Source organism: Seonamhaeicola sp. NFXS20 (assembly GCF_049132085.1).
Lineage (GTDB): Bacteria > Bacteroidota > Bacteroidia > Flavobacteriales > Flavobacteriaceae > Seonamhaeicola.
Map to the genome: position 1 here is coordinate 37845 of NZ_JAFMPU010000007.1, position 15623 is coordinate 53467.

At 31.1% G+C, this 15623-nt stretch carries 14 protein-coding genes; 13 read left to right on the forward strand and 1 reads right to left on the reverse strand.

Annotation, left to right across the window (positions count from 1 at the left end):
• The first annotated feature begins 15 nt into the window (after window positions 1-15).
• The 13 genes from J1D01_RS11145 (at window position 16) to J1D01_RS11205 (ending at window position 13876) form a co-directional block, all read left to right on the forward strand.
• Complete coding sequence (locus tag J1D01_RS11145; RefSeq protein WP_372938718.1) at window positions 16-705, forward strand: TIGR00730 family Rossman fold protein; 690 nt, start codon at window positions 16-18, stop codon at window positions 703-705.
• A 184-nt stretch (window positions 706-889) separates the two neighbouring features.
• Window positions 890-3667 carry a metalloprotease gene (locus J1D01_RS11150; RefSeq protein ID WP_421150867.1) on the forward strand — a complete coding sequence of 926 codons (2778 nt, stop codon included), beginning with the start codon at window positions 890-892 and terminating at the stop codon, window positions 3665-3667.
• Between the two features lie 153 nt (window positions 3668-3820).
• Window positions 3821-6229: an alpha-ketoacid dehydrogenase subunit alpha/beta gene (locus J1D01_RS11155; protein WP_372936926.1), complete on the forward strand. Its 2409-nt coding sequence runs from the start codon at window positions 3821-3823 to the stop codon at window positions 6227-6229.
• 38 nt (window positions 6230-6267) lie between these two features.
• Window positions 6268-6654 carry a DoxX family protein gene (locus tag J1D01_RS11160; RefSeq protein WP_372936927.1) on the forward strand — a complete coding sequence of 129 codons (387 nt, stop codon included), beginning with the start codon at window positions 6268-6270 and terminating at the stop codon, window positions 6652-6654.
• Window positions 6655-6720: 66 nt separating this feature from the next.
• Complete coding sequence (locus J1D01_RS11165) at window positions 6721-6987, forward strand: DUF202 domain-containing protein (protein ID WP_421150868.1); 267 nt, start codon at window positions 6721-6723, stop codon at window positions 6985-6987.
• Window positions 6984-7454, forward strand: coding sequence for a hypothetical protein (locus J1D01_RS11170; protein WP_372936929.1), 471 nt, complete (start codon window positions 6984-6986; stop codon window positions 7452-7454). Before J1D01_RS11165 ends, J1D01_RS11170 begins: the two co-directional genes overlap by 4 nt.
• Before the next feature lie 68 nt (window positions 7455-7522).
• The gene (locus J1D01_RS11175) at window positions 7523-7855 is read left to right on the forward strand and encodes an ArsR/SmtB family transcription factor (RefSeq protein ID WP_372936930.1); all 333 of its coding nucleotides are present in this window, start codon (window positions 7523-7525) and stop codon (window positions 7853-7855) included.
• A gap of 52 nt (window positions 7856-7907) precedes the next feature.
• Window positions 7908-8375 (forward strand): DUF6428 family protein, encoded by a 468-nt coding sequence (locus tag J1D01_RS11180; RefSeq protein ID WP_372936931.1) that lies wholly within the window; start codon window positions 7908-7910, stop codon window positions 8373-8375.
• A gap of 26 nt (window positions 8376-8401) precedes the next feature.
• Entirely contained in the window at window positions 8402-9034 is a 633-nt protein-coding gene (locus tag J1D01_RS11185) for a low molecular weight phosphatase family protein (RefSeq protein ID WP_372936932.1), read from the forward strand.
• A 3-nt stretch (window positions 9035-9037) separates the two neighbouring features.
• Complete coding sequence (gene arsB / locus J1D01_RS11190; protein ID WP_372936933.1) at window positions 9038-10084, forward strand: ACR3 family arsenite efflux transporter; 1047 nt, start codon at window positions 9038-9040, stop codon at window positions 10082-10084.
• A gap of 175 nt (window positions 10085-10259) precedes the next feature.
• Window positions 10260-12686, forward strand: a complete 2427-nt coding sequence (gene pheT / locus J1D01_RS11195) for a phenylalanine--tRNA ligase subunit beta (RefSeq protein ID WP_421150869.1) — start codon at window positions 10260-10262, stop codon at window positions 12684-12686.
• A gap of 3 nt (window positions 12687-12689) precedes the next feature.
• Entirely contained in the window at window positions 12690-13550 is an 861-nt protein-coding gene (locus J1D01_RS11200) for a phosphatase PAP2 family protein (protein ID WP_421150870.1), read from the forward strand.
• A 92-nt stretch (window positions 13551-13642) separates the two neighbouring features.
• Complete coding sequence (locus J1D01_RS11205; RefSeq protein ID WP_421150871.1) at window positions 13643-13876, forward strand: DUF2007 domain-containing protein; 234 nt, start codon at window positions 13643-13645, stop codon at window positions 13874-13876.
• Here J1D01_RS11205 and J1D01_RS11210 read toward each other — a convergent pair.
• Complete coding sequence (locus tag J1D01_RS11210; protein ID WP_372936937.1) at window positions 13873-15498, reverse strand: ABC-F family ATP-binding cassette domain-containing protein; 1626 nt, start codon at window positions 15496-15498, stop codon at window positions 13873-13875. The genes J1D01_RS11205 and J1D01_RS11210 overlap by 4 nt on opposite strands.
• Window positions 15499-15623: the final 125 nt, after the last annotated feature.

Genomic DNA, 15623 nt, shown 5'->3' on the forward strand with positions numbered 1-15623 from the left:
AAAAAATTTAAATAAATGAGAAAAGAACTGCATCATAAAGGATGGAATGAAATTAAAACAAACGACTCTTGGGCTATTTTTAAAATCATGGGAGAGTTTGTTAATGGTTTTGAGAAAATGAGTAAAATAGGACCTTGTGTGTCAATTTTCGGATCTGCAAGAACCAAACCAGAAGATAAATATTATAAACTTACCGAGCAAATTGCTCAAAATATTGTGCAAGCTGGTTATGGTGTTATAACTGGCGGTGGCCCAGGAATTATGGAAGCTGGCAACAAAGGTGCTCATCTTGGTGGAGGAACTTCTGTAGGACTTAATATTGAATTGCCCTTTGAACAACATGATAACCCATACATAGACCATGATAAAAATTTAGATTTTGATTACTTTTTTGTCCGCAAGGTCATGTTTGTTAAATATTCACAAGGATTTGTGGTAATGCCTGGTGGTTTTGGTACTTTAGATGAATTTTTTGAAGCCCTTACATTAATACAAACACATAAAATTGGAAAATTCCCAATAATTCTTGTTGGTACTGACTTTTGGGAAGGCCTAATAGATTGGATTAAAAAAACACTTTTAAACGGTTATGGCAACATTAGCCCAAAAGATCTTGACTTAATTCATTTAGTTGATACTCCAGAGGAAGTTACTGAAATTCTTGATGGATTCTATGAAGAATCACAATTAACTCCTAATTTTTAATTAGGCTTTTAATAGTTTTATCTGTTATATAATTATCTAAAGCATTGTAATACTTTATAATATCATAATTTTATATATTGCACTGCCTTAAAAGTAGAATTGTAACCTTTATTAATGTTTTGACTATAATTTGAATTTTCGCTTTCTAAATTTTATACTATATAGTTTTATTAGCATATATAGCTTGGGTCAAAATAAAATTGACCTAAATGCTGTGTTTGATGTTGAAAGCAAGAAAATTACAATTTCTCAAACTATACAATATCAAAACACATCAAAAGATACACTATTAGTAGTTTATCTTAACAATTGGGCCAATAGTTACGCTACTAAAACCACGCCTTTAGCTAAGCGAATTGCAGAAGAATATAAAAATGATTTTCATCTGGCTAAAAACGAAGATAGAGGCTATTCTATAGTTACATCTATTAAGCAAAACAATGAAAATTTGGTTTATTGTGAGCTAGAAAAATCACCAGATATCATTAAAGTAAATTTAAACAAACAGCTGATTCCGGGTGAGTTTTATAATTTAAAAATAGAGAATATTGTACAAATACCAAACTCTAAATTCACACAGTATGGTATTACCGAAACGGGAGATATCAACTTAAGATACTGGTATATAACACCTGCAGTTTATGATGGCGAATGGCAATATTACAGCAATAAAGATTTAGACGATTTATATATACCAAAAGCAAATGTTACTCTTAATATTCAATTTCCAAAGGGCTACAATATAACTTCAGAATTAAACTCAAAAAAACATTTTCAAAATACTGCAAATCAAAACATTACGCTTTATGGTAAAAACAGATTAAACACCAAATTGTTTTTAAGAAAAAACAAAGACTTTACAACCATTCAAAATAAAAACTTATCACTAGTATCTAGTATTGAAGACGAAGATTTAGAAGTTATAGATAAGGTTTTAATTACCGAAAAAGTTCTAGATTTTATAGAAAACAATTTGGGTAAATATCCGCATGAAAAATTATTACTTTCTCAAATTGATTATGATAAAGACCCCATTTATGGCTTAAACTTTTTACCAAAATTTCTTAAACCATACCCAAATCATTTTCAATATGAACTCAAACTTTTAAAAGTTGCCATTCATAATTATTTAGAAAACACCATACTACTTAACCCTAGAAAAGAACAATGGCTTTTAGATGGTATTTTGGTATATTACTTAATGAAATATGTTGATGTACACTACCCTAACATGAAGTTTTTAGGGTCTTTTGCAGATATTTGGGGAGTGCGTTCGTTTCATGCAGCAGACATGAAGTTTAATGACAAGTATATTCTTGTTTTTATGCTTATGGCAAGAACCAATAGAGACCAAAAGCTAACTATGGCAAAAGATTCTCTTTTAAAGTTTAATGCACATATAGCAAACAAATACAAGGCTGGTATTGGGTTTAGGTATCTTGATGATTTTGTAAATCATGATGTAGTAGAAAACAGCTTATCATCTTTCATTAAACAACAAAAATTAAAAGAAACATCGGCTAAAGACTTTGAAATCTTTATAAAATCTAAAACAAATAAAAATATAGATTGGTTTTTTAATGATTATCTAGCTACTAGAAAAAAAATAGATTTTAAAATTAAAAAAGTAAGAAAAACAGAAGATTCTGTAACCTTAACTATTAAAAATAAGAGAGGAAACAGCATGCCTGTGTCATTATACACACTAAAAGATGATAGCATAATTTCTAAAACTTGGATTGAGAATATATCTAACAGCAAAACACTAACTATTCTTAGAAATGATGCAAATAAACTTGTTTTAAACTACAATAAAGTTATACCCGAAATTAATATTAGAGATAACTGGAAATCTTTAAAAGGCTTCTTTTTTAACAATAAACCACTTCAGTTTAGGCTGTTTCAAGATATTGAAGACCCTAATTACAATCAAGTTTTCTTTATGCCAATTGCAGAGTTTAATAATATTTATGATGGTTTTACCTTAGGAGCAAGAGTGTATAACAAAACAGTGCTTCGTAAGCTTTTTAATTATAAATTTGAACCTCAATATGCTTTAAAATCTAGAACTTTAACAGGTTCTGCATCAATTTCTAAAATTCATTATTTTGAAGATTCAGATCTTTACTACTTAAGTTATGGTATTGGTGCAGGTTATTCATCATACGCTCAAGATTTATTTGTAAGGCAAATAACACCTTCATTAATTTTACAATTTAGAGAAGACAATGATTTTAGATCAAATAAAAGACAATCTTTAATTTTTAGATACGTAGACATCAACAGAGATAAAGATGCTAATAACATTCTAACCTCAAACGAACCTAACTACGGTATTTTTAATACACGCTACGTCCACTCTAATGACAACTTAATAAACTTTAATAAATGGTATATAGATTTACAGTTAGCCGATAAGTTTAGCAAAGTAGCTTTTAATTATGAGTACAGAAAACTTTTTGAAAGTAACAGACAACTTAATTTAAGATTATTTACAGGAATATTTCTAAAAAACAATACCGATTTAAACGCTAATTATTTTAGTTTTGCTCTAGATAGACCAACAGATTACTTGTTTGATTATGCCTATTTGGGGCGCTCTGAATCTTCAGGAATTTTTAGTCAACAATACATAACTGCAGAAGGAGGTTTTAAATCTAAATTAAACACACCATTTGCTAATCAATGGATATCTACCATTAACACTAGTACTACCCTATGGAAATACATATTAGCTTATGGAGATGTTGGGTTGGTTAAAAATAAATACGACTCTACACGCTTTGTATATGATTCTGGTATTAGATTAAATTTAGTTACAGATTACTTTGAAATATACTTTCCAGTATATTCAAACTTAGGCTGGGAAATAGGACAACCTAACTACGACCAAAAAATAAGATTTAAATTTACAGCAGACCCACAAGTACTACTAGGTCTTTTTAGAAGACGCTGGTTTTAAGGATTCTTACCAAAATTAATATTTTAATATAAATTCAATAGTATTTTTGTATTTTTTAAGTTTTTTTTAAATAATTCTCAAAAACATAAAGCATACTATAATTGCAAAAAAGATAAACATTAAGTACTTTTGCAAAAGCAAAACCGCCTTAGTATGCAAAGTATCCCTGACTTAAAAAACATATCGTTTGAAGACTTTAAAACAGAAGTTATTAATGATTATAAAATAGCTGTAAGAAGTAGAGAATGTAGTTTATTAGGAAGGCGCGAAGTACTCACAGGAAAAGCTAAATTCGGAATTTTTGGAGACGGTAAAGAAGTACCTCAATTAGCCATGGCAAAAGCCTTTAAAAAAGGCGACTGGAGATCTGGGTATTACAGAGACCAAACTTTTATGATGGCTATAGGCGCTCTTAATATTGAACAATTTTTTGCTGGCTTATACGCTAATACAGATATTAAACAAGAACCTATGTCTGCTGGCAGACAAATGGGAGGACATTTTGTAACACATAGTTTAGACGAAAATGGCAACTGGAAAGATCTTACAAAACAATACAATTCTAGTGCCGATATTTCTTGTACTGCAGGTCAAATGCCTCGTTTACTTGGTCTTGCACAAGCATCTAAAATATACAGACATGTTGAAGGCGTAAAAACCACCAACTTTTCAATTAACGGAAATGAAGTTGCCTGGGGTACCATTGGTAACGCTAGTACAAGCGAAGGCTTATTTTTTGAAACCATTAATGCCGCTGGTGTTCTTCAAGTTCCTATGGTAATTAGCATTTGGGATGATGAATACGGAATTTCTGTTCATGCTAAACACCAAACTACCAAAGAAAATATTTCTGAAATATTAAAAGGTTTTCAACGCGATGATGAAAATAAAGGTTATGAAATTTTACGCGTAAAAGGATGGGATTATGCCAATTTAGTTGAAACCTATCAAGAAGCTAGTGCTATTGCAAGAGAAGAACATGTTCCTGTTTTAATTCATGTAACAGAACTTACACAACCTCAAGGACATTCAACATCTGGCTCGCATGAACGTTATAAAAATGCTGAACGTTTAGAATGGGAAAGACAGCATGATTGTAACCTTAAAATGCGTAATTGGATTATTGAAAGTGGCATTGCTTCAAATGAAGATTTAACAGAAATTGAACGCACCGTAAAAAGAGAGGTTAGAGAAGCTAAAAAGAATGCGTGGAATAGGTTTTTAAATCCCATAGTTAAAGAAAAAAATGAATTAATTTCTCTTCTAACCCAAATAACTCAAAAGTCTACCAACGGCGTTTTTATTAATAAATTAAGAGAAAGTATTGCCGCTGTTGATGAGCCTACTAGAAAAGATATTCTATCGCATGCAAGAAAAGCATTAAGACTGTTATTAGGTGAATCTTCAAAAGAAAAACAAAATCTAAGAAATTGGATTAATACAATAATTGAAAATACCGAACCTAAATTTAGCTCGCATTTATATTCTGAAACTGCACATTCTAACACACGAATTAAAGAAGTTAAACCAACATATGATGATAATGCGCAAACTGTAGATGGCAGAATAATACTAAGAGATAATTTTGATGTTATTTTTAATAACAACCCAAATACTCTAGTATTTGGTGAAGATACCGGAAACATTGGTGATGTAAATCAAGGGCTTGAAGGCTTACAAGATAAATATGGTGAACTTAGAATTGCAGACACTGGTATTAGAGAAGCCACTATTGTAGGTCAAGGTATTGGAATGGCTTTAAGAGGCTTACGACCTATTGCCGAAATACAGTACTTAGACTATATTCTTTATGCAATACAAACAATTAGTGATGATATAGCTACCACACACTACCGTACCAAAGGCAAACAAAAAGTCCCTCTAATTATTAGAACCAGAGGGCACAGACTAGAAGGTATTTGGCATTCTGGATCACCAATGGGCGGACTTCTTAGTTTAGCCCGAGGTGTTAACATATTAGTACCTAGAAACATGACCAAAGCTGCAGGTTTTTACAATACCCTTTTACAAGGTGATGACCCAGCTATAGTTATAGAATGTCTTAATGGTTACAGATTAAAAGAGAAAATGCCAAACAATTTAGGAGAACTAAAAACACCCATTGGAGTAGTTGAAACTGTTAAAGAAGGTACAGATATCACATTAGTTTCGTATGGTTCTACCTTAAGATTAGTTGAAAAAACTGCTAAAGATTTATTATCTGTAGGTATTGATGCCGAAGTTATTGATGTTCAATCTCTACTACCTTTCGATTTAAATCATGACATTGTTAAAAGTATTGCCAAAACCAATAGAGTTATGATTATTGATGAAGACGTTCCCGGTGGAGCTTCTGCATATATTTTAGACGAATTATTAAGCAAGCAAAAAGCATTTCAATATTTAGATTCAGAACCCAAAACACTTACTGCAAAAGCGCATAGACCCGCCTATGGTAATGATGGTGACTATTTTTCTAAACCCTCTGCCGAAGATATTTTTGAAGCTGTGTATGACGTTATGCATGAACTTAACCCTTCAAATTATCCAAAACTTAGATAGAAATTAAGTGAAACAAACAATCTAAAGTATTTAATGTGATGACTAAAAACTATAATAATCTAGCATTACTAATTCTAAGATTAGGTGCTGGTGGGCTTATGCTAACTCATGGCATTCCTAAAATATCTAAACTTTTTGAATCTCCCGTTAAATTTGCAGACCCTATTGGTATTGGAGAAACCCCTTCACTCATATTAACATTACTAGGTGAAGTTATTGCTCCTATATTAGTTATAATTGGTTATAAAACTAAAATGGCTTCTATACCTGTAATAATAACAATGTTAGTAGCTGCCTTTGTGGTACATCTTAATGACCCTATTGGTACAAAAGAAAAAGCCTTACTTTACCTTATGTGTTATTTGATTTTATTTTTAACTGGCCCCGGAAAATACGCTATAGACAAAACTAATCAAGTTAATTAAAGTTATAAGTACATTTTTCTTCAAGTTAGTTTAAAGACTTTATATTTATAGTCTAATCAATATTTAATGAATAAAGAATCTCATCTTATAACCAGAGACTGGTTAGCAATAGAAAGAACTAAACTAGCTAATGAAAGAACTTTTTTAGCATATTTCAGAACCTTTATAGTGTTTTTAGGCACAGGAATAACTATTTTGAAATTAGAATTTTTTTCTGAAATGGAATCATTTGGTGTAATACTATTAATTATATCACCCATTATTCTAATCATTGGATTAATTCGTCTGTTTTATGTTAAAAAATTAATAAAAAAACATTACAAAATAAAATGAAAGCCGTATCTCAAAAAGAAATTAAGCAAGAATTAAATACGCTTTCACACAAAGAAATTCAAACCATTTGTTTAAGATTAGCAAGGTTTAAAAAAGAAAACAAAGAACTACTCACCTATTTACTATTTGAATCTCATAATGAGGCTGGTTATATTACAAGTGTAAAACAATACATTGATGAAGAATTCAATTTAATTAATACAGACAGCTATTATTACATTAGAAAAAGCGTTAGAAAAATTTTAAGAAATATTAAAAAGTTTGTTCGCTATTCACAAAACAAAGAAACCGAAGTAGAACTACTACTCTATTTTTGTGAAAAATTAAAACATTTTAAACCTAGTATTAGTAAAAGCACCCAACTTCAAAATATGTATAACCGGCAATTACAATTAGCCAAAAAACATATTACTACCTTTCATGAAGATTTACAATATGATTATAACTTAATTTTAGAAGAATTATAGTAAATATTTAAAATATAGTTTGTGAATTATTTTATTAATCGTAATATTGCAATATATAAATATTAAAGATGGGATTAGCCAAAACAGAAATATTCACAGATCAACAAAATAAAATAGCAGTGTTTGCTAAAGCCTTTGGGCATCCAGCACGGGTAGCTATTTTGCAACAACTATTTAAAACAGATATCTGTTATTGTGGCAACCTTGTTGATGAAATTGGTTTAGCACAACCTACTATTTCGCAACATTTAAAAGAATTAAAACTTTTAGGCTTAATAAAAGGAAATGTAGAAGGCACAAGCGTTTGCTATTGTATTGATGCTGAAACTTGGACAGAAATGAAAAACATTATGCAAGATTTCTTAAATCAAGACTTAGCTAACAAAGAAGATTGCTGCTAAAAAAATTTTGAAATCATTAATCGTAAAATTACAATAAATAAAAAATCATATCATGAAATTATCAGAAGTTAAATTAATTTTAAAAGAATTAGACACCATTGGGTTTCAATTACCTAACGGAGAATTAGTTCCTAGTCATTTTCACGTTACCGAAGTTGGTAAAATAACCAAACATTTTATTGACTGTGGTGGTACCGTTAGAAATGAAGAAGTAGTAAACTTTCAACTTTGGAATGCCAATGATTACGACCATAGATTACACCCAGAAAAATTAATAAACATTATTGAACTTTCTGAAAAAACACTAAACATTGGAGATTTAGAAGTTGAAGTTGAATACCAAGGAAATACTATTGAAAAATTTGGAATAGATTTCGATGGCAAATATTTCTTACTAACAACCAAACAAACCGATTGTTTGGCTAAAGACAAATGCGGTATTCCAACAGAAAAACCAAAAGTAAGATTATCAGATTTAAATAATGAACCTTGTTGCTCTCCTGATGGAAACTGTTGTTAAATATTATACAATAAAAAAATAAAAATATGATAACTACACAATCAAACGTATTTTCTGAAATAGAAAATTTAATTAAAACCTTAGACCCAAATTCTATTTCAGAAGAACGTAAAACCGTTTTACAACCTCTAGTAGATTTCATTCAGGAAAAAGTATCAAATAATGAAGATATTCGTATCAATTTTATTTGTACACACAATTCAAGAAGAAGTCATTTATCACAGATTTGGGCACAAACCATGGCAAATTACTTCAATATTAAAAATGTGTTTTGTTATTCTGGAGGCACAGAAGCAACAGCGCTTTTTCCAATGGTTGCAGAAACTCTTAAAAATTCAGGGTTTACAGTAAAAACCTTGTCTAAAAGCAACAACCCTGTGTACAGTATTAAATACGCAGATAACGCACATCCTGTTATTGGTTTTTCTAAAAAATTAGATGATGATTTTAATCCAAAATCTGCTTTTGCAGCTATCATGACATGTGATTCTGCTAATGAAGCTTGCCCATTTGTACCAGGAGCTGAAAAACGAATTCCTATAACTTTTGAAGACCCAAAAGCATTTGACAATACGCCGCAACAGGCCGAAAAATATAATGAACGAAGTCTTCAAATCGCAACCGAATTATTTTACGTTTTTTCTCAAATCAATAAATAAATCATGGCAATAAAAAAATTAAGTTTTTTAGACAGAAATTTAACGCTTTGGATTTTTGTAGCAATGGCTATTGGAGTTGGGTTAGGTTATTTTTTCCCAACCTTTCCAAACGTTATAAATTCATTTAATAGTGGCACTACTAATGTTCCCATAGCTATTGGGTTAATTTTAATGATGTATCCACCATTAGCAAAGGTTAATTACTCACTTTTACCAAAAGTATTCCGTAATGTGAAAATTTTATCTATTTCACTGGTATTAAATTGGATTATTGGTCCCGTTTTAATGTTTATTTTGGCTATTACTTTTCTTAGAGATTATCCAGAATACATGGTAGGACTCATTTTAATTGGCTTAGCGCGGTGTATTGCCATGGTTTTAGTATGGAATGACCTTGCTGAAGGCAGCAGCGAATATGGTGCTGGCTTGGTAGCTTTAAATAGTATTTTTCAAGTGTTTGCTTATAGTTTCTATGCGTGGATATTCATTACTGTGCTTCCTCCTTATTTTGGTTTTGAAGGTGCTATAGTTGATATTTCTATTGCAACCATTGCAGAAAGTGTAGCCATTTATTTAGGTATTCCTTTCCTTTTAGGAATTTTAAGTCGTGTTATATTAGTAAAACTAAAAGGTGAAGAATGGTACACCAAAAAATTTATTCCTACCATTTCGCCTTTAACACTAATTGCTCTTTTATTTACCATCATTGTAATGTTTTCTTTAAAAGGAGAACTTATTGTTGAAATACCAATGGACGTACTTATTATTGCAGTACCGTTGTTAGTGTATTTCACTTTAATGTTCATTATTGGTTTCTTCTTTTCTAAAGCTATGGGTGCAGAATATGATAAAACAGCTTCGGTTGCTTTTACTGCTGCTGGTAATAATTTTGAATTGGCAATTGCTGTTGCTATAGCTGTTTTTGGTTTAAATTCAGGGCAAGCCTTTGCAGGTGTTATTGGTCCTTTAGTAGAAGTACCAGCACTTATTTTATTAGTTAGGGTATCATTCTGGCTTAGAAAAAAATACTTCAAACCAGCATTAAACTAATAAACCACATTTAAAACATTCAATTAAACACAACACAATCAAGGGTTTAAATATAATTTTAAACCCTTTTTTTATATTTATTTGTCTATTAAAACCTTACTTCAAATCCACACACTTTATTTGAATGCTAGTCTCAATAGTTTTATATTTGCTGCTTTAAACAGAAGTACGTCTTATGAAGATTTCATACAATTGGTTAAAGCAATTTATTAAAATAGATTGGACACCCGAAAAAACTGGGGAACTGCTAACAGACTTAGGACTTGAAGTAGAAGGAATTGAAACCTATCAATCTGTAAAAGGAGGTTTAGAAGGTGTAGTAGTTGGAGAGGTATTAACCTGTACCAAACACCCAAATGCAGACAAACTAAAAATAACCACAGTTAATATTGGAGCAGAAACTCCGCTACAAATAGTATGCGGTGCACCAAATGTAGCAGCGGGTCAAAAAGTTCCTGTTGCAACTATTGGTACTACTTTATATACTCCAGAAGGAGAAAGCTGGAAAATTAAAAAAGGTAAAATTAGAGGTGAAGAAAGCCACGGAATGATTTGTGCCGAAGACGAATTAGGCTTGGGTCAATCTCATGATGGCATTATGGTTTTAGATGAAACTTTAGAAGTTGGAACACCCTGTGCTGATATTTTTGACATTGAAAATGACTATGTTTTTGAAATTGGCTTAACTCCAAACAGAGCCGATGCCATGAGTCATCTAGGTACAGCTAGAGATTTAAAAGCAGGCTTATTACAAAAAGATATAAACTTAGAGTTAATTACACCATCAGTTAGTGCATTTCATGTTGATAACAGAATCTTAAAAATTGATGTCAACGTCATTAATAAGGAACTAGCTCCTAGATATTGCGGACTAACAATTTCAGGACTAAAAGTAAAAGAATCACCCACTTGGTTACAAAATAGATTAAAAGCTATTGGTTTAACACCTATTAACAATGTGGTAGATGCTACCAATTATGTATTACATGACTTAGGGCAACCACTACACGCTTTTGATGCTGTAAAAATTGCAGGCAATAAAATTGAAGTTAAAACACTAGAGAAAGGAACCAAATTTGTAACTCTAGATGGCGTTGAACGCGAATTACATGAAGATGACCTCATGATTTGTGATGCCGAAAAACCTATGTGTATTGCGGGTGTTTTTGGTGGTGAATATTCTGGAGTTACTGAAAACACAACTAGCATCTTTTTAGAAAGCGCTTATTTTAATCCAGTTTCTATAAGAAAATCTGCAAAACGCCACGGATTAAATACCGATGCATCCTTTAGGTTTGAGCGAGGTATAGATCCTAATATTACAGAATACGCTTTAAAACGTGCTGCTTTGCTAATTCAAGAACTTGCTGGCGGTGAAATAACAAGTGATATAATTGATTTATATCCAAAAAAAATTGAAGATTTCCAAGTTCGTCTAAGCTTTGAAAATGCTAAAAAACTTATTGGTGAAGATATACCTAAAGAAACCATAAAAAGTATTCTTACTTCATTAGAAATTAAAGTTAATAACGTTACCGAAGCTGGTTTAGGATTAACCGTTCCTGCATATAGAAATGATGTGCAACGTGAAGCTGATGTTATTGAAGAAGTGCTTCGTGTATATGGGTATAACAATATTAAAACTACAGAAAAACTTAATGCTTCTATTTCAAGTACATCAAAATTTGATGATTACAGAATTCAAAATGTAGTTGGTAATCAACTAGTTTCTCAGGGGTTTTATGAAATTATGGCTAACTCCTTAACAACTCCCAAATACATTGAGTTAACCAATATGCTAAAAGAAGAACACAACGTAAGCATGTTAAATCCTTTAAGTAGTGATTTAGGAGTTATGCGTCAAAGTTTACTCTTCTCTGGTTTAGAAGCTGTTAGCTACAATATTAACCGTAAACAAGATAATTTAAAACTATTTGAATTTGGTAAAACATATCATCAATATGGTGAAAACAGAGAAGAATTTAAACATTTATCTGTATTTGTAACAGGAAACCGAAATCAAGAACGATGGACCAATAGTGTTCAAAAAAGTGATTTCTTCTTCTTAAAAGGAACTATTGCAAGTGTTTTAGAAAGACTCGGTTTATCTCGTTATAAAGTATCTCCTGTTAAAAATGATGTGTTTAGTGAAGGTATTCGCTTGTCTTTAGGAAAAAACATATTAGTTGATTTTGGTTTAGTGAAAAAATCTGTTTTAAAACATTTTGGAATTTCTCAAAACGTGCTATATGCAGATTTTAATTGGGATACTATTTTAGATATGGCTAAACACAATAAAGTAAAGTTTAAAGATATACCTAAATACCCAGCTGTAAGACGTGATTTTGCCTTACTTTTAGATGAATCTGTTTCTTTTGAAGATATTGATAAAATAGCTTCTCAAACAGAAAAACAACTGTTAAAAGATGTTGATTTGTTTGATGTTTACCAAGGCAAAAACTTACCAGCAGGTAAAAAGAGTTATGCCGTTAGTTTTACATTACAAGATGAAAACAAAACACTTACAGATAAGCAAATTGACAAAATAATGAATAAGCTTCAAACCAATTTTGAAAAGCAATTAGGAGCAGAATTAAGATAAATTATGCCGTTTAAATACGTTTTTATTCTGTTTTGTTATTGTGTTTTACAAAGCAGTGCTTTGTTTAGTCAAAATGAGCTTTATAAAATAGACCAAGATAGTTCTTCAACCTGGACGCTATTTAAGTATGATGTAAATACTACATGGCAAGGGGTAAAATATTCATTCACCAAACCATTAGATTGGAAAGGTAAAGATTTTGCCAAATTAGGCGGGTTAATTATAGGCACCGCTACCCTATCTTTAGCAGATGAAGAAGGCAGACGTTTTTTTAATCGTCAACAAGAAGATTTTCCAAACTTAGTTAGAGATTTTGGATGGTATTTTGGTAGTCCACAAAACTATTTTATGGCCAATGCAGGTATATATGGTTTTGGGTTACTAACAAAAAACGAAAAAGTAAGACGCACCAGTGTTTTAATTATTACATCTTCTATAACTAGCGGATTTCTTCAAACTATAGCTAAAAATGGTTTTGGTAGAGCAAGACCAGATACAGGTTTAGGGCGCTATTATTTTAAACTATTTTCAAAAGAAGCAGGTCATCATGCTTTTCCTTCAGGACATACAATATTATCGGTTACTATGTCTCACGCAATAGCAAAACAATTTAATAATACGTGGACTAAAATTGGAATTTACACTGTAGGAGCTATACCTCCAATTTCTAGATTAATTGATGGAGCTCATTGGTTAACAGATGTGGCTTTTAGTACAGCTTTAAGCATAATTGTAGTTGATAGTGTTGATAAATTCTTATTTAAAAATGAATCTCACGGTATATCTAACCCTAAACCAAACAAAAGAATTACTTGGAATATGTCTTTTGGAGCTAATAAAATTGGGGTTATAGGTACTTTTTAATTTTCCTATTACGCTCTATAGTAATCGTTTCTTTTTTACTATGAAAATAGTGGTGTTTTTTGTATATTTAAAAGAACCTAAAACTGAGTATTATGACAGATTCTAATTATATAAAAGTTTTTACTGGTAATTTAATTATAACAGAGCGTATCATTCAAACCTTAAGAGACTCTAATATTAATGCCATTGTTAAGGAAGAAAACGAATCTGGACTTGACCCTAAAATTTATGGAGGTCACTTACTTCAAAAAATATATGTACACAAAGATGAACTAGATAAAGCTATCCCTATAATTGAAGAAATAAATTCTAAATTACAGCCTTAAACTGTTTCTCCATACATTTTATTACGTAATTCTTTAATTTTTGGATCTTGCATATACTCATCAAAAGTAGTATATCTGTCTATAACGCCATTAGGTGTTAGCTCTACTACTCTATTAGCTACTGTTTGTGCAAACTCATGGTCATGCGTTGTAAATAAAATAGTGCCTTTAAAGTTTTTAAGTGAGTTATTAAATGCCGTAATACTTTCTAAATCTAAGTGATTGGTAGGTTCATCTAACATTAAAACATTGGCTCTTATCATCATCATTCTACTAAGCATACAACGTACTTTTTCACCTCCAGATAGTACATTACATTTTTTTAAAGCTTCTTCACCACTAAAAATCATTTTTCCTAAAAAGCCTCGAATGTTAACTTCTTCTCGTTCTTCTTCGGTTTTTGCCCATTGACGTAACCAATCTACTAACGATAAATCGTTATTAAAAAATTCGCTATTATCTAAAGGCAAGTAAGATTGTGTTGTTGTAATTCCCCAAGAAAACTTACCAGAATCGGCTTTTTCGTTATTATTTACTATTTGGTAAAAAGCTGTTGTAGCTCTAGAATCTCTAGAAAACACAACTACTTTATCGCCTTTAGCTAAGTTTAAATCTATGTTTTTAAACAAAATTTCTCCGTCTATTGAGGCTGAAAGTCCTTCAACATTTAATATTTGATCACCTGCTTCTCTTTCTTGTTCAAAAATTATTGCAGGATAACGGCGACTTGTAGGTCTAATATCTTCAATGTTTAGCTTTTCAATCATCTTTTTTCTACTCGTTGCTTGTTTACTTTTAGCAACATTGGCAGAAAAACGACGGATAAACTCTTCTAATTCCTTTTTCTTTTCTTCGGCTTTTTTGTTTTGTTGTGCACGTTGGCGGGCCGCTAATTGAGAAGACTCATACCAGAAGGTATAGTTACCAGAATAGTGGTTAATTTTCCCAAAATCAATATCAGAAATATGGGTACAAACAGCATCTAGAAAGTGACGGTCATGAGATACCACAATAACACAGTTATCATAATTAGCCAAAAAGTTTTCTAACCAACTAATAGTTTCGTAATCTAAATCGTTGGTAGGCTCATCCATTATTAACACATCTGGATTTCCAAAAAGGGCTTGCGCTAATAGTACACGTACTTTTTGTTTACCATCTAAGTCACCCATTAAAGTATAGTGTAAATCTTCTTTTATGCCTAAGTTAGATAACATTGCTGCAGCATCACTATCGGCATTCCAACCATTCATTTCTTCAAATTGAACTTGAAGCTCCCCTATTTTTTCGGCATTTTCATCAGAATAATCAGCATATAATGCATCTATTTCTGTTTTTATTTTAAATAATGGTTTATTACCCATTAAAACGGTTTCTAAAACCGTATGCTCATCATATAAATTATGATTTTGCTCTAAAACAGACATACGTTTACCAGACTCTAACGATACATGCCCTGAGGTAGGCTCCATTTTCCCTGAAATAATCTTTAAGAATGTAGATTTACCCGAACCATTGGCGCCAATAATACCATAACAGTTACCTTGGGTAAAGGTGGTGTTTACTTCATCAAAAAGAATACGTTTTCCAAACTGAACAGAAAGATTTGATACTGATAACATATGCTTGCTTTAAATTTTTGGCAAAAGTAGAAAAATGAATTGGTAAGTGGAAACTTAAATCTTTTAATTTTAATCAATAATAAATGCTTTAATGCTTCTAAATAACTTAATAAATTCAACATTTA